General features: G+C 71.6%; 16 protein-coding genes. 6 read left to right on the forward strand and 10 right to left on the reverse strand.

The features are described 5' to 3' along the window. Positions 1-54 precede the first annotated feature (54 nt). Positions 55-1,566 (forward strand): zinc-dependent metalloprotease, encoded by a 1,512-nt coding sequence (locus ACQEU8_RS12370; protein WP_433099825.1) that lies wholly within the window; start codon positions 55-57, stop codon positions 1,564-1,566. Then, the gene (locus ACQEU8_RS12375; RefSeq protein ID WP_433099827.1) at positions 1,563-2,141 is read left to right on the forward strand and encodes an NUDIX hydrolase; all 579 of its coding nucleotides are present in this window, start codon (positions 1,563-1,565) and stop codon (positions 2,139-2,141) included. Before ACQEU8_RS12370 ends, ACQEU8_RS12375 begins: the two co-directional genes overlap by 4 nt. On the opposite strand, the gene ACQEU8_RS12380 is transcribed toward ACQEU8_RS12375, so the two are convergent. After that, positions 2,113-2,676, reverse strand: coding sequence for a M48 metallopeptidase family protein (locus tag ACQEU8_RS12380; RefSeq protein WP_433099829.1), 564 nt, complete (start codon positions 2,674-2,676; stop codon positions 2,113-2,115). The genes ACQEU8_RS12375 and ACQEU8_RS12380 overlap by 29 nt on opposite strands. Positions 2,677-2,884: 208 nt before the next feature. On the opposite strand from ACQEU8_RS12380, the gene ACQEU8_RS12385 reads away from it, so the two are divergent. Further along, on the forward strand, positions 2,885-3,991 hold the full coding sequence (locus ACQEU8_RS12385) for a ThiF family adenylyltransferase (protein WP_433099831.1): 1,107 nt from the start codon (positions 2,885-2,887) through the stop codon (positions 3,989-3,991). 60 nt (positions 3,992-4,051) lie between these two features. Further along, positions 4,052-5,470, forward strand: coding sequence for an ABC1 kinase family protein (locus ACQEU8_RS12390; protein WP_433099833.1), 1,419 nt, complete (start codon positions 4,052-4,054; stop codon positions 5,468-5,470). 62 nt (positions 5,471-5,532) lie between these two features. Here the strand turns inward: ACQEU8_RS12390 and ACQEU8_RS12395 are convergent, their stop codons facing one another. Then, a complete protein-coding gene (locus ACQEU8_RS12395) occupies positions 5,533-5,940 on the reverse strand; it encodes a RidA family protein (RefSeq protein ID WP_433099835.1) in 408 nt (135 codons plus the stop codon). 80 nt (positions 5,941-6,020) lie between these two features. Between ACQEU8_RS12395 and ACQEU8_RS12400 the strand changes: the two genes are divergently transcribed. Further along, on the forward strand, positions 6,021-6,671 hold the full coding sequence (locus tag ACQEU8_RS12400; RefSeq protein WP_433099837.1) for a TetR/AcrR family transcriptional regulator: 651 nt from the start codon (positions 6,021-6,023) through the stop codon (positions 6,669-6,671). A gap of 70 nt (positions 6,672-6,741) precedes the next feature. Here the strand turns inward: ACQEU8_RS12400 and ACQEU8_RS12405 are convergent, their stop codons facing one another. The 4 genes from ACQEU8_RS12405 to ACQEU8_RS12420 all read right to left on the reverse strand — a co-directional run bounded on the left by ACQEU8_RS12405 (position 6,742) and on the right by ACQEU8_RS12420 (position 10,288). Then, positions 6,742-7,095 carry a hypothetical protein gene (locus ACQEU8_RS12405; RefSeq protein WP_433099839.1) on the reverse strand — a complete coding sequence of 118 codons (354 nt, stop codon included), beginning with the start codon at positions 7,093-7,095 and terminating at the stop codon, positions 6,742-6,744. After that, positions 7,092-7,460 carry a WhiB family transcriptional regulator gene (locus ACQEU8_RS12410; protein ID WP_209241054.1) on the reverse strand — a complete coding sequence of 123 codons (369 nt, stop codon included), beginning with the start codon at positions 7,458-7,460 and terminating at the stop codon, positions 7,092-7,094. Before ACQEU8_RS12410 ends, ACQEU8_RS12405 begins: the two co-directional genes overlap by 4 nt. 132 nt (positions 7,461-7,592) lie before the next feature. Continuing rightward, positions 7,593-7,865 carry a hypothetical protein gene (locus tag ACQEU8_RS12415; protein ID WP_433099842.1) on the reverse strand — a complete coding sequence of 91 codons (273 nt, stop codon included), beginning with the start codon at positions 7,863-7,865 and terminating at the stop codon, positions 7,593-7,595. Positions 7,866-8,077: 212 nt separating this feature from the next. Continuing rightward, on the reverse strand, positions 8,078-10,288 hold the full coding sequence (locus ACQEU8_RS12420) for an ATP-dependent DNA helicase UvrD2 (RefSeq protein ID WP_433099844.1): 2,211 nt from the start codon (positions 10,286-10,288) through the stop codon (positions 8,078-8,080). A gap of 180 nt (positions 10,289-10,468) precedes the next feature. Between ACQEU8_RS12420 and ACQEU8_RS12425 the strand changes: the two genes are divergently transcribed. Beyond that, positions 10,469-10,711 carry a mycoredoxin gene (locus ACQEU8_RS12425; protein ID WP_433099846.1) on the forward strand — a complete coding sequence of 81 codons (243 nt, stop codon included), beginning with the start codon at positions 10,469-10,471 and terminating at the stop codon, positions 10,709-10,711. A 58-nt stretch (positions 10,712-10,769) separates the two neighbouring features. Here ACQEU8_RS12425 and nudC read toward each other — a convergent pair whose 3' ends face one another. The 4 genes from nudC to ACQEU8_RS12445 form a co-directional block, all read right to left on the reverse strand. Continuing rightward, entirely contained in the window at positions 10,770-11,681 is a 912-nt protein-coding gene (nudC, locus tag ACQEU8_RS12430) for an NAD(+) diphosphatase (protein WP_433102345.1), read from the reverse strand. A gap of 270 nt (positions 11,682-11,951) precedes the next feature. Then, entirely contained in the window at positions 11,952-13,361 is a 1,410-nt protein-coding gene (locus ACQEU8_RS12435; RefSeq protein WP_433099848.1) for a dipeptidase, read from the reverse strand. Positions 13,362-13,389: 28 nt separating this feature from the next. Further along, positions 13,390-16,728 (reverse strand): ATP-dependent helicase, encoded by a 3,339-nt coding sequence (locus ACQEU8_RS12440; RefSeq protein ID WP_433099850.1) that lies wholly within the window; start codon positions 16,726-16,728, stop codon positions 13,390-13,392. Positions 16,729-16,894: 166 nt separating this feature from the next. Continuing rightward, complete coding sequence (locus tag ACQEU8_RS12445; RefSeq protein ID WP_433099852.1) at positions 16,895-20,419, reverse strand: ATP-dependent helicase; 3,525 nt, start codon at positions 20,417-20,419, stop codon at positions 16,895-16,897. Positions 20,420-20,581: the final 162 nt, after the last annotated feature.

Here is a 20,581-nt window from a genome sequence, read left to right on the forward strand (position 1 = left end):
GCAGACCGTCCGGGAACCACCAGACCGTCCTACGAGACAGAGCCGAGGAAACCCGTGAGTGACACCCCATTCGGATTCGGCGTACCTCCTGAGGAGCCCGAGGACGGGGACGACGACGGCAAGAAGAAGCCGGGCGGCGGCCAGCCGAACCCGTTCGGTTTCGGCGGCGGCCCGGGCTCGGGCGGCGCCGACAACCCGTTGGCCGCGATGTTCGGCTCGCTGGGCGGCGGGCAGGGCCAGCTCGACCCGAGCGACCTGGGCGCCGCCTTCCAGAAGCTGGGCCAGATGCTCTCCTACGAGGGCGGCCCGGTGAACTGGGACATGGCCAAGGACATCGCGCGGCAGACAGTGGCCGCCGGAGCACAGGACGGCTCCAAGGACGCATCGGTCGGACCGCACGACCGCGCAGCCGTCGAGGAAGCCGTACGTCTGGCCGATCTGTGGCTGGACGGTGTGACGTCCCTGCCGTCCGGTTCCGGCTCGGCGGTGGCCTGGAGCCGCGCGGAGTGGGTCGAGGCGACCCTGCCGGTCTGGAAGGACCTGGTCGACCCGGTCGCCGAGCGCGTCGGCGCGGCCATGGGCGATGTGCTGCCCGAGGAGATGCAGGCGATGGCCGGCCCGCTGCTGGGCATGATGCGCTCCATGGGGGGCGCCATGTTCGGTACGCAGATCGGGCAGGCGCTCGGAGTCCTCGCCGGCGAGGTCGTCGGCTCGACGGACATCGGGCTGCCGCTGGGACCGGCCAACAAGGCCGCGCTGCTGCCGGTCAACATCGAGGCACTGGGCAAGGGTCTGGGCATTCCCCAGGAGGAGGTCCGCCTCTACCTGGCACTGCGGGAAGCCGCGCACCAGCGGCTGTTCGCGCATGTCCCGTGGCTGCGTTCGCATCTCTTCGGCGCCGTCGAGGGGTATGCGCGCGGCATCAAGGTGGACACCGCCAAGCTCGAGGACGTCGTCGGCCAGATCGACCCGCAGCGCCCCGAGGAGCTCCAGGAGGCCCTCCAGCAGGGCATGTTCCAGCCCGAGGACACTCCGGAGCAGAAGGCGGCGCTCGCCCGGCTGGAGACGGCGCTGGCGCTGGTCGAGGGCTGGGTGGACGCAGTGGTGCACGCGGCGGCAGAGCCGCATCTGCCGTCCGCTTCCGCGCTGCGGGAGACGCTGCGCAGGCGGCGCGCCTCCGGCGGTCCCGCTGAGCAGACCTTCTCGACGCTGATCGGTCTGGAATTGCGCCCCCGCCGGCTGCGTGACGCGGCCCGGCTGTGGGCGTCGCTGGCGGACGCCCGGGGCGCCGAGGGCCGTGACGCCCTGTGGGAGCACCCGGACATGCTGCCCACGGCGGCCGACCTGGACGACCCGGACGCGTTCGTCCACCACGAGCACGCGGACTTCTCCGAGCTGGACCGGATGCTGGGCGACGCGGCCGCGGACTCGGCGGACGGACGCACCGAGACCGACCGCTCCGGGGAAGGCCGTACCGGGGAAGGGCGGGAAGGACCGTCCGAGGGGCAGTCCGACAGGGGCAGGGGGGACGACGCCGAGGGCGGCGAGGGCGAAGGCAAGCGGTGAGCGCACCGCCGGACGGCCTCCGCGCGGACGCCGAGCGCGTGCTGGAGCAGTGGCGCAGCCGGGACACCGACCCGGCGCAGGAGCAGTTGCGGCAGGAGTATCTGCGCCACATCGCCGACCAGCCGGACGGCATGTGGAAGGCGTGCACCACCGGGCACATCACCGCCAGCGCACTGGTCGTCGACCCGGACGGTGACCGCGTACTGCTGACGCTGCACCGCAAGCTGGGCCGGTGGCTCCAGATGGGCGGCCACTGCGAACCGGAGGACACCACCCTGGCCGGGGCCGCGCTGCGGGAAGCGACCGAGGAGTCGGGCATCGCCGGGCTGACGCTGCTGCCGGGTGGCCCGCTCCGGCTCGACAAGCACCGCACACCGTGCGCCTGGCATCTGGACGTCCAGTACGCGGCTCTCGCCCCGGAGGGAGCCGTCGAGACGGTCAGCGAGGAGTCACTGGACCTGCGCTGGTTCGGTTTCGACGAGGTGGCAGGGGTGGCGGACGAGTCCGTGGCGCGGCTGACCCGGCTCACGGCTGCGGCCGTCGCCGTCAGTCCTCGTCCGGACCCTCTCCCCTGACGGGCTGGTGCGGCAGCCGCTCGGCTGCCGCGACGCCCTCCAGATAGCCCCGGGCCCGTTCGGTGCGCGGGTACGCCTGCAGCAGCCGCCAGAACCGCGGGCCGTGACCGGGCACGAGCAGATGCGACAGCTCGTGCAGCAGTACGTAGTCGATGACGTACTCCGGCATTCCCTGCAGCCGGTGGGAGAGCCGGATGCTGCCCTCGGCGGGCGTGCACGAGCCCCAACGGGTGTTCTGATTGGTCACCCAGCGGACCGAGACGGGCCGGGCATGCCCGTCGAGGTACTGCTCGGACAGCTGTGCCGCGCGCCGGGCGAGGTCGCCGTCGTCGAGCATGCGCCGGCTCTCCTGGGCGGCGAGCTTGTCGAGCATCACGCCGACCCAGCGTGCCTCCTCGTCCGCCGTCATACGCGCGGGAAGCAGCACGACAGTGCGATCCCCCTCCCGGTAGGCGGAGACCGTGCGGCGTCGGCGCGCACTGCGACGCACCTCGACCGCGCTCTGGCTGATGCTGTTCAGAGGGTCGGCGGGCACGCCATGACGTTACCCGCTGCCAACGGCGGAAGTCCTGCCTCCAGCCTTGTTCGAGAGCGAAAGGCGACAACAGTCGTGGCACGGCCACAGCAAGCAGCTCACGGTTGTATGACTAATGCCGGTACCTGTGGATAACTCACCCCGCCAATCCCTCCGATGACGGCATGCTGTCCGCAGTGATCAACAGCCGAGTCGGAACAAACCCGGCATGTCAGGGGGAAACGTGCACCCGATGATCAAGCCCGCACTGCGGCGGGGCTGGCGGGACAGGCAGACGGTGCAGTGCGGCATGGCACCCGCACACGCGGTACTGCTGGGCCCGGTGAGCGACGCCACGGCAGCATTCCTGGAACTGATGGACGGCACCCGCAGCATGGAGCGGCTGAAGCAGGAGGCCCACCGGCTCGGACTGGCACCCCAGACACCGGACAAACTCACCGAACGGCTGGCCGCGGCCGGTGTGCTGGACGACGCGACGGCCGACCGCGACGCCGCCGCAAGCGTCACCGACCGCTTACGGCCCGACCTCGCGTCACTGTCCGTGGTGCACCGCGAACCCGGCGGCGGAGTACGCAGGCTGGCCGCACGGCGCACCGCCCGGGTCCAGGTGCGCGGACTCGGACGGGTGGGAACCGCTGTCGCCGCGACACTGTCCGCGGCGGGGGTCGGCCAGGTGGATGTGGTGGACGGGGGCGTGGTCGAAGAGTGGGACACCGCACCGGGCGGGCTCTCGCCGGAGCACGTGGGCACCCGCCGCGATGTGGCCGCACGCGGCGTGGTGCGCAAGTCCCGCCCCTGGCGAAGCCGCTCCCGGTCCGAGGTGAGCCTCGTCATCGTGACACCGCGGGACGGGCTGGACGCCTACGCGCCGGACCCGGAGACCACCGAGCGGTTCATGAGCGCGGGCACCCCGCATCTGTACGGCGGAGTGGTGGAGGCCACCGGCGTGGTGGGCCCGCTGGTGCTGCCCGGCGACTCACCGTGCGCCGAGTGCCTGGCACGCACCCGTGCGGAGCGGGAGCCGAGCTGGCCGCTGCTGGTGGGACAGTGGCGGACGGCGAGCAGGCGGCGTACGGGGGTCCCCGCCTGCGACACCGCGCTGGCCACAATGGTGGCCGGCGCCGCGGCCTCCTACGCACTGAGCTACCTGGACGGGGACGGCGCCTGCGCGGTGGGCTACCGACTGCGGTTCGCCCTGCCGCATCTGCTGCCGGACACCGAACAGTTCACCGCGCACCCGGAGTGTCCGTGCGGTGCCGCTTCGGTGACCTCTCCACCCGCCACCTCACGAACGACCGAAGGCAGGCGACAATGACCACGTGGCCGACATCCTCGGTGCTGTCTCGGTTGAGCTGTCAGGGAGTTGGAGGGACGCATGTCTGATCTTCCCCGCAAGGCGGTGACGCGCACGGCCAAACTGGCCGCCCTGCCGCTGGGCTTCGCGGGCCGCTCCGCCTGGGGGCTGGGCAAGCGCCTCGGGGGCCTCTCCGCGGATCTCGTCGGCCAAGAGCTCCAGCAGCGGACCGCAGAGCAACTGTTCAAGGTGCTGGGCGAGTTGAAGGGGGGCGCCATGAAGTTCGGGCAGGCGCTCTCGGTCTTCGAATCCGCGCTCCCCGACGAGCTGGCGGGCCCCTACCGCGCAACACTGACCCGCCTTCAAGAAGCCGCTCCCCCGATGCCCGCCGGCACCGTGCACAGGGTGCTGGCGGAGCAGCTCGGCGAGGAGTGGCGGGAGAACTTCGCGGAGTTCGACGACAGACCGGCCGCGGCGGCCTCCATAGGCCAGGTCCACCGCGCCGTCTGGCACGACGGGCGGGACGTCGCGGTGAAGGTCCAGTATCCCGGCGCGGGCGAGGCCCTCGTCTCCGACCTCACCCAACTGGGCCGGTTCGCCCGTCTGCTGGGGCCGCTGATCCCGGGAATGGACATCAAGCCGCTCATCGCCGAGCTGCACGACCGAATCACCGAGGAGCTGGACTACAGCCTGGAGGCGGACGCCCAGCGCACCTACGCGGCGGAGTACGAAGCCGACGAGGACGTCATCGTTCCCCGAGTGGTGCACCAGGCGGACCAGGTGCTGGTGTCGGAGTGGCTGGACGGCATACCGCTCTCGGAGGTGATAGCCGAGGGCAGCCAGGAGCAGCGGGACCGGGCAGGACAGCTGCTGAGCCGCTTCCTCTTCTCCGGCACCGTCCGCACGGGACTACTGCACGCCGATCCGCACCCGGGCAACTTCCGCCTGGTGACAGGGGGCAGCGACGATCCCGAGGAGTGGCGCCTGGGCGTGCTGGACTTCGGCACCGTGGACCGGCTGCCCGACGGACTGCCGCCGACGATCGGCGAGGTCCTGCGGCTGACGCTGGACGGCGACGCGGAGACCGCCTACGAGCTGCTGCGCGAAGAGGGGTTCGTCAAGGAGCAGATAGACCTGGACCCTGAGGCGGTGCGGGAGTATCTGCTGCCGATCATCGAGCCCGCCTGCGTCGAGGAGTTCACCTTCAGCAGGGAGTGGATGCGCGGGCAGGCGGCCCGGGTGGCCGATCCCCGCTCCCCGGCGCACCAGCTGGGGCGGCAGCTCAACCTGCCGCCGGCGTATCTGCTGATACACCGGGTGACGCTGAGCACGATCGGCGTCCTGTGCCAGCTCGGCGCGACGGTGCGGATGCAGGACGACATGGAAACCTGGGTCCCCGGCTTCGCCCCTGCCCCACCGCAGGAGAAGGCCGGGTACGAAGAGGCATCCGGCGACGCGGCTGCGCCGGAAGCCGAAGAGCCGTCACAGGTGGCGCTGTGACACGCACACGGCCGTAGGGGCGGAGGGGGGAGGGGAGGGGGGCGGGGCCCCTGGAGATACGGCTATGCGATGACCGCCGTAGCTTCCACCTCGACCAGAAGGTCCGGTTCCCCCAGCGCGGCAACGCCCAGCAGAGTGATCGGCTTGACCGGGTCAATGCCAAGCTTTGCCGCCGCACGTCCGACCCCCTCGCCCAGCAGCGGCATCTTCTCGGGACTCCAGTCGACGACGTAGATGGTCAGCTTCGCCACATCATCGAAGGAGCCGCCGATTCCGGCCAGGGCGGTGGCGACATTGAGGTAGCACTGCTCGACCTGTGCCGCGAAGTCGCCTTCGCCCACGGGCCGGCCGTCGGCGTCGCGGGCGACCTGTCCCGCAAGGAAGACCATCTTCGAGCCGGTGGCGACCGACAGTTGCCGGTAGACCTCGGGCTTCGGCAGCCCCTCGGGGTTGATCAGCGTGACGGGCATGAGCGGCCTCTTCCTCTGGGCGTCAGGGCAACAGGATCGGCGCCCCACGAAAGCATAGCGATGCTATGTATTGTGGGGCCATGGCGAGGACGAAAGATCCGGCGGTCCGCTCCCTGCTGCTCGACCGAGCCGCACAGATGCTGCGTACGAGGCAACCGGTCACGCTGCGCACCCTGGTCGCCGGAACCGGCGTGTCAACGATGGCCGTCTACACCTACTTCGGCGGCATGGACGGCCTGTGGAAGGCACTGCGACAGGAAGGCTTCATCCGTCTGACGGCCAAGCTCACGGCCGTCGAAATGTCCGCCGACCCGGTACGAGACCTTGCCGCCCTGGGGGCCGCGTACTTGTCCAATGCCCTGGAGAGCCCTGATCTCTACCGCGTCATGTTCGACGCGGGCTTTGCTCTCGAAGACACCGACACCGCGGACGAAACCCTGCACTGTCTCGTCCGCGCCATCGAACGGGCCCAGACGAGCGGCCGCTTCCGCGCCGAGGTCGACCCGCTGGAACTCGCGACCCAGAGCTGGACCATCGGACACGGGCTCGCCTCACTCGTCGCCACAGGTCCCCTGCCGCACCAGGCACTTGCTCACGGCGTGCCGATGCTGACCGCGCTGTTCAGCAGCGCGGGCGACGAATACGACCGCTGCCGCCGGTCGGTCGAGAACGGCTGGGGACAGCCGGCCCCGGGCGGGTCCACCTCTCGTGATCGGGCGGACAGGCCCTAGCCGGAGCGGAGAGTCAGCGGCAAAACGCCGGAGAGCCGGGGCGGTTGCCCCGGCTCTCCGGTGGGTCAGGTCACTGCATCACGGCCATCGCGAGGGCACGGCGCGCGCGGAGGGTGGCGCGTTCTGCCCGGCGCTGGAGGCGGCGCGCGGTCATCAGCCGCAGCGCCCTCCGTTCTGATTCGGCTTCGTGCAGCCTGTCCTGTATCTGGGCTCTCGCCAGGCTTTCTGGCATGAGTTGCATGTCGCGGGTCCTGTTCTGACGGACGACTGTCGCGTCGGCGTGGGTGCGTGCGGTGGTCTCGTGGATGGGTGTCATCGTCGGGTCCTGCTTCGTGAGGTGGCGCGGGTCCAGCGCCGACGGGCTGTCGATCGTTCCGGCAACCGTCTTGCGGCGGGCGGGCGATCCTTGGCGACGGGAGCTCATGCCGTCACCGGGTTCTTGCGCGGACGCCCCCGCGGACGCTTCCGCGGAACGACGACGCCCTGGACGAACAGCTCGCCGCCCCAGACGCCCCAGGGCTCGCGACGGTCCTTGGCGCCGGCGAGGCAGGCCTCACGCAGCGGGCAGGTCTGGCAGAGGGACTTCGCGTACTCGACGTCCGCGGGGGACTCGGCGAAGAAGACCTCCGGGTCGTAGGAGCGGCAGGGAACATCGACGCCGAGCCGCTCGATGGCGTCGTCGAGCTCGGTGAGGGTGATCTGCGGGGCAGTCAAGGAGTCCTCCGTGGTGGGATCAGGCGGCAGAGAAGGCGCGGGGCGCAACGTGTCGGGGTGCGTCTCGGTGTGCACTGCGGTTCTTCCTGTCTGTTGGTTGTCTGTTGTCGTGTCGGGCCGGCTGGTGGCCGGTCGGGGCAAACAGAAGGGCCGCGGATCCCGATGTGGGTTCCGCGGCCCTGGAAGGTGCCGACCTGATCTTGCCGATCAGGCTGGATCTCTCCAGGGTCGGAGGCCACGGAAGGCCCACATGGTGTAGCGCTGCGTCTTCTGGCGTCCTTCGCCGGCACCGTTGGCCGCGGAGCTGCTGGCAAAGGCGGCTGCCTGTGCCTGTGCTGCTACCTCGGGTGCCTTGGTCGGTCGCTCATTGCCGCCCAGCGTGACGCCGGACAGACCGGTGCCGTGGAGGCGGGAGCCGAGCAGGCAGGCGGGAACGACCGAGTGATCGGTCATTTTGAGCTGGGAAATGATCGTGGCCACTGGTCTCGCCTCCTCTCGGCGTCTCGGGGACCCGCCGTCAGGCCGGTCCGGAAATGTTCAGGACTCAGTACAGCATGGAAGAGGTGGAGCGAAAAGCCCCGCCCTCTCCATGTCCGGAAGGCTATGAGGCTCCGTACGGCGCGCGCAAACTATTTTTCGCGGCTTTCTGTCACAGCTTCTGTGACAGAAGCCGGGCGTCCCTCGGTTTCAGGTCACCCGCGCTGTTCGGCGTCCTGTTCGGAGCCTGCCGGGAGTTGCTCGCCGGAGCACAGGGCGAGCACGTCGGCTCCGAACTGCTGGAGCTTGCGGGCGCGGACTCCGGAGATCCGGGAGAGGGCCGCCGCGTCGCCGGGGACGGTCTCGGCGATGGCGAGGAGGGTCTTGTCGGTGAAGACGCAGTAGTCGGGCTGTCCCAGCAACGCGGCCTGCCGCGCGCGCCATTGGTGGAGCCGTTCGTACAGCACCTCGTCCAGTTCCGAGGGGCAGTCCTCGCAGCGCATCAGTTTCACTTCGCCGGGGTCGGTGAGTGAGCGGCCGCACACCCGGCAGCGTGCCGGGGCGCGTGGCATCCGTCTGCGGCTCCCGGCCGGGCCGCGCTCGATCCCGCCGCCGGTGACGCTGCCGCCGGCTGCTGCCGGGTGGGGTGCGCCTGTGGTGGTGCCGGGGCGCAGGCCCTTGAGGAAGCGGCTGGGCTGTCTGCTGGGGCGGCCGCCCGGGGAGCGGGCGAGGGCCCAGGAGAGGGTGAGGATGCGGCGGGCGCGGGTGATGCCGACGTAGAGGAGTCTGCGTTCCTCTTCTATCTGCTCGTCGGTCTTGGCGTAGGTGATCGGCAGCATGCCGTCGGTGAGGCCCACTACGAAGACGGCGTCCCACTCCAGGCCCTTGGCGGCGTGCAGTGAGGCGAGGGTGACGCCTTCGACGGTGGGGGCGTGCTGGGCTCTGGCCCGTTCGTCGAGTTCCGCGACGAGATCGGAGAGGGTTGCCTCGGGCCGGGCGGCGGCGAAGTCGACGGACAGCCGCACCAGGGCGGCCAGGGATTCCCAGCGGTCGCGGACGGCTCCGGATCCGGCCGGTGCCTGTGGGGTCCAGCCCTTGGTGCCGAGGACGGCGCGTACCTGGGAGGGGAGGTCGACGGCGTCGTCCAGGAGGGCGTCGTTCCCGCCCGCGCGGGCTGCTCCGCGCAGTACCACGAATGCTTCGCGTACCTCGGGGCGTTCGAAGAAGCGCTCGGCGCCGCGGAGCCGGCAGGGGACTCCGAGGTCGGCGAGGGCCTGTTCGTAGATCTCGGACTGGGCGTTGATGCGGTAGAGGACGGCGATTTCGCTGGCGGGGACGCCGGAGGAGATGAGGTCTCTGACCCGGCGGGCCACGCCTTCGGCTTCGCCGGGTTCGTCGGCGAATTCGGCGCAGACCGGCTCGGGGCCGGGTTCGCGCTGGGAGACGAGTTCCAGGCGGTGTTCGGCGGCGCGACCTTGGGCCTGGGCGAGCAGCCCGTTGGCGAAGTGGACCACTTGGGGGGTGGAGCGGTAGTCGCGGACCAGCTTCACGATCGTGGCGCTGGGGTGGCGGGTGCGGAAGTCGAGGAGGTGGTCGGGGGTGGCTCCGGTAAAGGAGTAGATGGTCTGGCTGGCGTCGCCGACGACGCACAGGCTCTCCCGTTCTCCCACCCACAGTTCCAGCAGCCGCTGCTGGAGTGGGCTGACGTCCTGGTATTCGTCCACCACGAAGTGCTGGTACTGGCCGCGGACGGTTTCGGCGATGTCCGGGCGGTCCTGGAGGATGCCCACGGTCAGGAGCAGCACGTCCTCGAAGTCGATCACGGTGCGTTCGCGTTTGAGTTGCTCGTAGAGGGCGTAGATGCGGGCGATCTCGGCGGGGTCGCGGGGGGCTTCGCGGCGTGCTTTGGCGGCGGCGGCCGGGTAGTCCTCGGGGACGGTCTGGGTGACCTTGGACCATTCGATCTCGCTGGTGACGTCGCGCAGCTCGGTGCGGTCGAGCCGGATGCGGCAGCGGGCTGCGGCCTCGCCGACCAGGGTGGCTTTGCGCTCGACGAGTGGTGGGAGTTCGCCGCCGACCGCGCGGGGCCAGAAGAACTGGAGCTGGCGCAGCGCCGCGGAGTGGAAGGTGCGAGCCTGAACGCCGTTGACGCCGAGTTGGCGCAGCCTGCCGCGCATCTCGCCGGCGGCGCGCTGGGTGAAGGTGACGGCCAGCACTCCGGCGGGGGGCAGGATGCCTGCGCGGACGCCGTAGGCGATGCGGTGGGTGATGGCTCTCGTTTTGCCGGTGCCCGCGCCGGCCAGTACGCACACCGGACCGTGCAGGGCCGTCGCCACCTCGCGCTGCTCGGGGTCGAGCCCTTCGAGCACCGCGTCGGGGGAGTCGGGAACCTGCGGGAAGAGAGTGGAGTCCGTTGCTGCTGTCACCCCGCCATGCTGCCAGTACGGGCGGGGGCCGTGGCACGGCTGTCCACAGCCCGGCCTAGTTAGTCGTACTACTTCCTCTGTTGCGCCCCTCCTGGGCGTGGGTGCCCCCGGGGGGGAATGTCGCGGAGCTGTTGTGCGTTCACTGGTGGCACCGGTCGAGATGAAGGAGCACTGGAGAAGATGACGGGCACTGTGACGATGTACAGCACCACCTGGTGCGGCTACTGCCGTCGGCTGAAGGGCCAGATGGAGCGCGAGGGCATCGCGTACACCGAGATCAACATCGAGCAGGACCCGGATTCTGCGGCCTTTGTCGAGAAGGCGAACGGCGGCAACCAGACGGTGCCGACCGTGCTGTTCCCGGATGGTTCGACGCTGACCAATCCCTCCTTGGCGCAGGTCAAGGAGAAGATCGGCGCCTGATTTCCGGTAGGGCCCACAGTGCCCCGTACGGAGGGCGCCGTGGGCCGGGCCCGCCGTATCAGCTGTGGCGGCGGGGCTGCGGCAGCGGCTGTCCGTACCAGCGTTCGACCAGGCGGGCCGCGATCGAGATTCCCGAGGGCGGAAGCACCTCGCCGGACTCGATCGCGGCCCGCAGGTCGTTGCGGGAGAACCAGCGGGCCTCTTCGATCTCGTCGCCGTCCACCTCGATGCGGGGCGAGGTGGCGCGTGCCATGAAGCCCAGCATCAGGCTGGAGGGGAAGGGCCAGGGCTGGCTCGCGACGTAGGTGACAGGTCCGATGGACACGCCCGCCTCCTCGGCGACCTCGCGGCGTACGGCTGCTTCGAGGGACTCGCCGGGCTCGACGAAGCCCGCGAGCGTCGAGAAGCGGCCCTCCGGCCAGTGCACCTGGCGGCCCAGCAGTGCGCGGTCCTGTTCGTCGGTGACCAGCATGATCACGGCGGGGTCGGTGCGCGGGTAGTGCTCGGCACCGCAGGCCGGGCAGCGGCGGATGTGTCCCGCTGCCGCGATGACGGTGCGCTCGCCGCAGCGGGAGCAGAAGCGGTGGGTGCGCTGCCAGTTCTCCAGGCCGATGGCGTGCACCATCAGTTCGCTGTCGCGGTCGGAGAGCAGGACGCCGGCCTCGCGCAGTCCGGCGGGGCGGGCGATGTCGTCCATCCTGCCGGGCAGTGAGTCCTTCTGGAGTGCGAAGTAGCGCACGCCTTCCTCGTCGATGCCCAGGAAGTAGCGGTGGGCTTCGGTGAAGGGTGCGTCGAAGGACGGCATCGTGACGAGTTCCGTCGTGCCGTCTTCCTTGTCCTCGACCAGTGCCTGTCCGCCCGAGACCACGAATACGCGGGTGCTGGGGTGGCTCCATGCGGCCGCCAGCCATGCCTCGTCGAGCCGGTGGTGGGAGGCGCGGTCGATGCCTCCGGTGCTGGTGAGACAGATGGGCCGGTCGGTGGGGGACGGGGGCGCGGGGGTCCCGGCTGCGGCCGTGGTGGTCTCACTGGTGGGCACTGCGGTCTGGTCGGCGGTTCCGGCGGGCCCTGCGGTCTCGTCGGCGGTGCGGTCGGTCGAGGTCGGGATGGTCACTTCTGCTTCCTACTCCCCCTGGGTCGGGGCTCCCCGCCCGGCGGCCGGGTCGGGGGGCGGTTGGCGAGCGTTCGTGAGTCGGTCGATGGGCGGCTCGGAGGGTGGGGCCGGGGGCGCTGTGGACGTTCAGTTCGCGCTCCAGTGTGCCGCGAGATCGTCCCAGAGGTATGCGGCTGTTTCGGCGCCTTTGAACAGCAGATCGAGTTCGATCTTCTCGTTGGGGGCGTGCCAGCCGTCGGACGGGACGGAGATCCCGAGGAACAGTACGGGCACGCCGAGTGCGTCCCGCAGGTCGGCGGCGGGGCCCGAGCCGCCCTCTCTGGTGTAGCGGATCTGTTGTCCGAAGGCGCGTCCCATGGCGCGGGTGAGTGAGCGCAGCGCGGGGTGGTCGAGCGGGGTGAGGCAGGGGCGGGTGGCGCCCCAGAAGGTGATCTCGTGCTGGATGCCTGCGGGGAGCCGGGTGGCGACCCACTGCCGGAGCGACTGCTGGATCTTTTCCTCGTCCTGTCCTGCGACGGTACGGAAGGACAGTTTCAACTGGGCGCGTGCCGGGACGATCGTCTTGCCGCCGGGGCCTTGGTAGCCACCGCTGATGCCGTTCACCTCAGCTGTGGGGCGGGCCCAGACGCGCTCCAGTGTGGTGTAGCCGTGCTCGCCCAGCGTGGCCCGGGAGTGGGCGGTGCGCAGCCAGGCGTCCTCGTCGAAGGGCAGCTCGGCGAAGAGGGCGCGTTCTTCCTCCGTCAGCTCCACGATGCCGTCGTAGAAGCCCGGGAGGGTCACCCGGCGGTTCTCGTCGTGCAGTGCTGCGGCGAGCCGGGCCGCTTCGGTGGCCGGGTTGGGCACGGCGCCGCCGAAGGAGCCGGAGTGCACGTCCTGGCCGGGCCCGTACAGGTCGATCTGGCAGTCGGTGAGGCCGCGCATACCGGTGCAGACGGTCGGGGTGTCCTCGTTCCACATGCCGGTGTCGGAGACGACGACGGCGTCACAGGCGAGGCGCTGGGTGTGGGTGCGCAGCAGTGCGGGGAAATGCGGGGAGCCGGATTCCTCCTCGCCCTCGATCAGCAGCTTGATGCTCACTGCGGGTGCGGTGCGTCCGGTGGCGGCCAGGTGTGCGCGCAGTCCCAGGAGGTGGAAGAGCACCTGTCCCTTGTCGTCTGCTGCGCCGCGTGCGTAGAGACGTCCGTCGCGTTCCTGTGGTTCGAACGGTTCGCTGTGCCAGCCGTCGGTGAGCTGGGCGGGCTGGACGTCGTGATGGCCGTAGACGAGGACCGTGGGTGCTGTGGGGTCGTCGGAGGGCCACTCGGCGAAGACGGCGGGCGCGCCGTCGGTCTCCCAGATCTCAGCGACGGGGAAGCCGGTCTCGCGCAGGGTGGTGGCGAGCCAGTCGGCGCTGCGCCTGACGTCGTCCGCGCGCCCCGGGTCGGCGGAGACGGAGGGTATCCGCAGCCAGTCGGACAGGTCGGCGAGGAAGGCGGAACGCTGGTCGTGGATGAAGGTCCGGACGGCGCTGTCCGGAGGAGCCGGGGTGGTGCTCATGCCATCGAGCCTAACGGGCCCGGGGTGATCAGCCCTCAGCCGGAGGGCTGCCTTGATCGTCGGGGTGGGTGTCGCCCAGCAGCAGCCGTTCCAGTGCGGCCCGGTCCGGCAGCTGCCGGGGGCGCACCAGTTCACCACTGCGTACGTAGACGAATGCCGCACTGACAGCGGACAGTGGCACGCCTTCCTGTTCGGCCCAGGCGAGCCGGTAGACGGCGAGCTGGAGGGGGTCGGCGTCCCGGCCGCGGCCGGTCTTCCAGTCGACGATGTCGTACGTCACACCCCCGTCCGGGGCGTGGTCCCGGTAGACGGCGTCGATCCGGCCGCGGATGACGCGTCCGGCGAGGACGAGCTGGAAGGGCGCCTCGACGCGGTAGGGCGTGCGCTGTGCGTAGGGGGTGCGTTCGAAGGCTTCTTTGAGAGCTGTCAGGTCGCGTTCGTCGACGATGTGCGGGGGTTCGGCGCCGTAGGGGCCCTCGCCGTCCGCGCCGGGCAGCTCGTCGGGGCCGAGCAGGGGCAGCGGCAGTTCCTCGAAACGGGACTCCACCCAGGCGTGGAACCGGGTGCCCCTGCGCGCGGCGGCGGGCTGCGGTGGGCGCGGCATTGGGCGGGCCAGGTCCCGCGCGAAGCCCTCCGGGTCGGCTGCCAGGCGCAGCAGCTGGGAGGCGCTCAGTGTGCGCGGCAGCGGGATGTCCCGTACGGCGGCGCGGGAGCGGCGCAGTTCGTCGGTGAGTGCCTCCAGGTCGCGGTCCCATGCGGCGACCAGCCGAGCCTCTTCGGGGGTGAGCTCTTCCGCCGCCGGATCCGTTTCCGACCCCGCTGCTGGGGCCGTCGCGGGGTTCGTCGCGGGGGCGGGCTGTGCCTCATCGTCCGCCGCTTCCAGGTACGACAGCACCCTGTCCGCCGCCGCACGCCGCAGCGCCAGCGCGTTCTCGTCCAGGGGCAGTGGCCAGACGCGTTCCTCGGCGGGCTCCTCCAGTGCGGGGTTGGCCGCGCCTTCCTCCGGTGGCTCCGCCCAGTGCTCGACCTCGCCGTGCGCCGGGTCGGCCTCGCAGTGGGCGCGCAGGGCCTCCAGGAAGGCGGATGGGCCGCGGGGCCGCTTCTGGGAGGGCCCCCACCAGTGGCCCGAACCCAGCAGCAGGCTGCGGGGGCGGGTGAAGGTGACGTAGCCGAGCCGGAGCTCCTCCGTCGTCTGGTGAGCACGCAGCGCGTTCTCGTGCGCCTTGAGGCCCTTGGCGTTCCACTCGGGCCGGGTGGGCAGTGTCGCCGCGTCGCCGCGCAGTGCATACGGCAGCACCTTGGGTTGGGTGAGCCAGGTCTCACGTGCCTGTTCGCTGGGGAACTGCTTGGCGACCAGGCCGGGCACCGCGACGACGTCCCACTCCAGCCCCTTGGACTTGTGCGCGGTCAGCACCTTCACCGTGTTCTCACCGCCTGGGAGTGAACTGTCCAGCCCTTTCTCGTACTGCGCGGCAGTGCGCAGAAACGCCAGGAAGGCCAGCAGTGTGGCCTCACCGTCCAGCGAGGCGAAGCCGGCGGCGATGTCGAGGAACTGGCCGAGGGTCTCGCGCCGCCGGGCCGCCACCGCGTGCGGGGAGGCGGCCAGCTCGACCTCCAGCCCGGTGACGGCCAGCACCCGGTGCAGTACGTCCATCAGCGGGTCGGCCAGCGAGCGCCGCAGGTCGCGCAGTTCGGCGGCGAGCCGTGCGAAGCGCACTCGCGCCTCGGCGGAGAAGGGCAGTTCGTCGTCGTAACCGTCGGCCTCCAGGAAGGTGTCCAGGGCGTCCGCCAGGGAGCGCAGTTCGGTCGGGTCGGCGCCTTCGACTGCTGCGGCCAGCCGCTCGTCCGGGCTGTCGCCTGCGCGGCCCCGCTGGTGTGCGACCAGCAGTGCCGCACGGCGTCCCAGCAGTGCGAGGTCACGCGGGCCGATCCGCCAGCGCGGCCCGGTCAGCAGGCGCACCAGTGCGGCGTTTGCGGTGGGGTCCTGGAGGACCTCGCAGACGGCGACCATGTCGGCGATCTCCGGCAGGTGCAGCAGTCCGGACAGGCCGACGACTTCGACGGGCAGGTCACGTTCCACCAGTGCGCCCTGGATCTCGGCGAAGTCGGCGGCGCTGCGGCACAGTACGGCGATCTCGCCGGGGGGTGTGCCGGTGCGCACCAGGTGGGCGAGGGAGTCGGCCAGCCAGGCGATTTCCTGGGGCTGTGTGTCGAGGAGTGCCGCGCGCACCCGTCCCTCCCGTTCGGCGCCGGGTGCGGGGCGCAGCGCCTCGACGCCTTCGTGGCGCTCCCGCAACGGCGCGGCCAGTCCGTTGGCGAGGTGCAGCAGTCGGCCGCCGCTGCGCCGGTTCTCGCTCAGGGACTGGCGGCGTGCCGGGGTGCCGTCGGCGTGCGGGAAGTGGTGCGGGAAGTCGTCCAGGTTGGCGACGGAGGCACCGCGCCAGCCGTAGATCGCCTGGCAGGGGTCGCCGACCGCTGTGACGGGGTGGCCGGTGCCCTGTCCGAAGAGCCCGGCGAGCAGCACGCGCTGTGCGACGGAGGTGTCCTGGTACTCGTCCAGCAGCACGACGGAGAACTGCTCGCGCAGCGCCCTGCCCACCTCCGGCATGCCTGCGAGTTGTGCGGCCAGTGCGATCTGGTCACCGAAATCGATGCGCTCCTGCGCCTGTTTGCGGGCGCGGTACTCCTCGACCAGGCCGAGCAGTTCGCCCCGGGCGAGTGTCGCCTGCGGCACCTTGCGTAGTTTTTCGTTGGTCAGCCGTGCGCCCTCCAGGCTGCTGAGGAGTTCCGCGTTGTGCTCGCGGAGCTGTTCGGGGGTGACGAGGTGTTCGGACAGCTCGGCGTCGAGTGCGAGCAGATCCTCCACGAGCGCCGGCACCGACTTGGTGAGCGCCTCGAAGGGGCCCTGCGCCGCGCTCAGCACCGAGGCGGCCAGCTGGAAGCGGGTGGCGTCCGCCAGCAGCCGTACGGTCGGCTCGATGCCCAGGCGGAGGCCGTGCTCGGTCAGCAGCCGTCCGGCGAAGGCGTGGTACGTGGAGATGAGCGGCTCTCCCGGCTCGGCGCCGTCGGGCTCGGCAGGGTCGGGATCGGTCACTCCGGCGCGCAGCAGTGCCTTGCGTACGCGTTCGGACAGCTCACCGGCGGCCTTGTTGGTGAACGTCAGCCCCAGGACGCGGTCGGGTGCGACCTGTCCGGTGCCCACCAGCCAGACCACGCGGGCGGCCATGACGGTGGTCTTCCCCGAGCCCGCACCGGCGACGATCACCTGGGGAGCAGGCGGCGCGGTGATGCAGGCCGTCTGTTCCGGGGTGAACGGGATACCCAGCAGCTCGGTGAGCTGTGCGGGGTCGGTGAGCTGTGCGGGCACTCGTAAGACGCTAGCGCTCGCGGCTGACAGATCACCGCGGGGCTGAGGGATGCGGCCACCCGGCCCGCTCCCGGCCGGTTCCCGGCCCGTTCCCCGCGCGGGGCCGCCCCGTTCCCGGCCCGTTCCCCGCGCGGGGCCGCCACGGCGCCCGCCGGCTGTGGCGGGCCTATTCGACGATGTGGCGGCCCTCGGGGCGGGCGGAGCAGGCCGCGCGGAAGGCGCAGTGGGTGCAGTGCTGGCCGGGTGAGGGGGTGAAGCGTTCGTCCAGGACCCGCGCCGCCGCGGTGGCCAGCAGTTCGCCCACCCAGTCGCCGCTCGCGCCGCCCGCACCGGCCTCACCGCCCGCGCCGCCTTCAGCGTCGGTGCCGCGTTCACCATCCGTACCGCGTTCACCGTCCGCGCCGCCCTCGCCATGCGGCGCGGAGTGCGACACCCCCAGGTCCGGTGCCGCCTCCTGGCGCTGGACGACCGGCAGTGTGTCCCCGCCGTCACGTTTGGCGGCGCCGAGCCGCAGATGCACCAGCTCGGCCCCGCCCGGCTCCGGGCGGGCCCCGTCGAACAGTTCGTCCGCCGCGCCTTCCCGTACGGCGAGCTGGTAGACGGCGAGCTGGGGGTGGCGCTCGGCCTCGGGGCCGGTGGGGCGGGTGCGGCCCGTCTTGAAATCGACCACGTACGCGCGCCCCTGGGCGTCGCGTTCGACGCGGTCCATGCTGCCCCGGATGCGAACGGCGTGCTCACCCGCGCTCAGCGTGACGTCGAACCCGTGTTCGCTGCCGACGAGCTCGCGGCCCTCTCCACGCTCCATCACGTGCCAGCGCAAAAAGCGCTCCAGTGCGGCACGCGCGCTCTCCTTCTCCTGGCGTGACTTCCACGGCGCGTCGAAGGCCAGCCCGTCCCAGACCGCGTCCAGCCGCTCCATCAGTACGGACAGGTCCGCGGGGCTGCTGCCGGAGGCCACCTCGTCGGCCAGCACGTGCAGCAGGTTGCCAAAGCCCTGCGCAGCAGTGGCCGGCTCGTCCGCCTTGACCTCGCGGGCGAGGAACCACTGCAGAGAACAGGTGCGCGCGAGCTGCTCCAGCGCGCTGCCGGACAGTGCGACAGGTGCGTCCCGTTCGCGCAGCGGCACGCTGGTGCGGGTCGGTTCGGCCAGCCCCCACCAGCGCTGCGGGTGTGCTGCCGGAACGAGCGGATAGCCCTCCTCGTCGCGCTCGGCAGCGAGCCTGGCCAGCCGCCGCGCGGCCGCGTCCCGCAGCGCGGGCGAGGCCGCCGGGTCGACGGTGGTGGCCCGCAGCTCCGCGACCAGTGCGGGCACCGACAGCGGGCGGCGGGGGCGGCTGCCGACCGCCTGCGGCTCGACACCCAGCTCGGTCAGGAACCGGGAGGGCTGGTCACCGTCCTCCGCCTGGGCCCGCACCGCCGTGACCACCAGCCGGTCCTTGGCGCGGGTCGTCGCGACGTAGAACAGCCTGCGCTCCTCGGCCAGCAGCGCCCCCGGGGACAGCGGTTCGGCGAGACCGTCCCAGCCGATGCGGTCCGCCTCCAGGAGGGAGCCGCGCCGCCGCAGATCGGGCCACAGCCCCTCCTGCACCCCGGCAACGACGACCAGCCGCCACTCGCGGCCCTTGGCGCGGTGCGCGGTCAGCAGCCGTACGGCGGCGGGCCGCACCGCGCGCTGGACGAGGGTGTCGGCGGCGATGTCCTGGGCTTCCAGTTCGTCCAGGAAGTTGAGCGCTCCCCGGCCGCCGCCGCGCTCCTCGGCACGCGCCGCGACGGCGAACAGGGTGCAGACGGCGTCCAGGTCACGGTCCGCGTTGCGGCCTGCGGGACCGCCGCGGCGCGCGGCCCGCTCCAGCCGGTCGGGCCAGCTGGTGCCGTTCCACAGCTCCCACAGGGCCTCCTCGGCCGTGCCGCCCCCGGCGAGCAGCTCGCGGGTCTTGCGCAACAGCAGTCCGAGACTGTGCGCGCCCTCGACGGACCTCCCGGCAGGTGCCGCCGCCGTGGCGGCGGAGTGCGGGGTGTGGGCGACCAGCCGTTCGGGCTCGGCGAGGGCTTCGGCCAGCAGGACGTCGGAGGGGCGCGGCACCTTGACCCCGGCGGCCCGCTCCTCCTCGCGCAGCGCCCGGCCCAGGCGGCGCAGGTCGGCGGCGTCCATGCCGCCGAGCGGCGAGGTCAGCAGCGTCAGTGCCGTCTCGGTGCCCAGCTCCAGGTGCTCCTCCAGCGCGCCCGTGGCCGCCACGCGCAGCGCTGTCAGCAGGGGCGCGACAGCGGGTTCGTGGCGCAGCGGCACATCGTCACCGTCCACCTCCACCGGCACGCCCGCGGAGATGAGGGCGCGCCTCACGACGGGCAGGGAGCGCCCGCCTGCCCGCACCAGCACCGCCATCTCGCCCCAGGGGAGGCCGTCTTCGAGGTGGGCGCGGCGCAGCAGGTCGGCGATGTTGTCCAGTTCGGCACCGGCTGTCGGATACGTGAAGACCTCGACGCGACCGCCTTCAGGGCCGGCGTTCCCCACACGGTCGAACTGCTGCACCGGCTGGAGAGCGCGGTGGGCGCGGACGGCGTCTGCCGGGAGCCGGGTGAGCGGCATCCGGGCCGTCAGCTGCCGGGTGGCGGCCAGCAGCCGGGCACCGGAGCGCCGGGCCGTGCGCAGTACGCGGACGGGCGCGGGTGCGCCGGAGCGCTGCCGGAACATGTCGGGGAAGTCGAGGATGCCGTTCACGTCCGCGCCGCGGAACGCGTAGATCGACTGGTCCGGGTCGCCGAACGCCACCAGGGTGCGTGCCCCGCCGCCCGCCAGCGCGCGCAGCAGCCGCACCTGTGCGGGGTCGGTGTCCTGGAACTCGTCGACGTAGATCGCGTCATACGCGCCGTGCAGCCGGGCGGCGACCTCCTCGCGCTGGGTGAGCAGGACGGCGCGGTGCACGAGTTCGGCGTAGTCGAGCACCCCCTGCATATCCAGTACGTCCAGATATTCGGCGAAGAACCCGGCGGCCGCGCGCCAGTCGGGGCGGCCGGCACGGCGGGCGAAGGCGTCGAGGGCCGCGGGCCCCAGGCCCAGTTCCCGGCTGCGCGCGAGCACGGCTCTGACCTCGTCGGCGAAGCCTCTGGTCGTCAGGCAGGCGCGCAACTCATCGGGCCAGCGCACCGGTGCGCGCCCCTGGCGCTCCAGCGCGAGCTGTCCCTCGAGCAGCTCGCGGATGTGCAGGTCCTGTTCGGGACCGGTCAGCAGCCGCAGCGGTTCGGCGAACAGATCGGCGTCCTGATGTGCGCGCACCAGTGCGTAACAGTACGAGTGGAACGTCGTCGCCTGGGGAGCTCGCGGCGCACCGCCGACGGAGCCCTCGGGTCCCGGCTGGCGGGGCAGCGGGGCGGGGGCCGCCTCCCGTGCGAGCCGGTCCGTCATCCGGTCGCGCAGATCGACGGCGGCCTTGCGGCTGAACGTCAGCACCAGGACGCGCTCGGGATCCATACCCTCCCGGACGCGTGCCGCGACCGACTCGACCAGGGTGGTCGTCTTGCCGGTGCCGGGTCCCGCCAGGACGAGCAGCGGGCCGTCCCGGTGGTCAACCACAGCGCGCTGCGCCGCGTCAGAGGCAGGGAGATCGGCCCGTTCGGCCACGGAGCGCACCAGCCGGTACGCGCCGGGCTCGCGGGACCGCTGATGCGCGTCGGCAGCAAGGGAGGGACTCACGTGGATCGCCTAGGGGGAGGTCTGTGCGGAGTGGTTCAGACGCTACGCCAGGGCACACACGTGTCGCAGCGCATCGCTCCTGTACCCCGTACGGCTGCTGTACTCCGTACGGACTGTCCAGCGCATGGGGCCGGTCGGCATGGCGGAAGCTGGGAACTGTGA

It is taken from the genome of Streptomyces sp. CA-250714 (assembly GCF_050936705.1).
Taxonomy (GTDB): Bacteria; Actinomycetota; Actinomycetes; order Streptomycetales; family Streptomycetaceae; genus Streptomyces.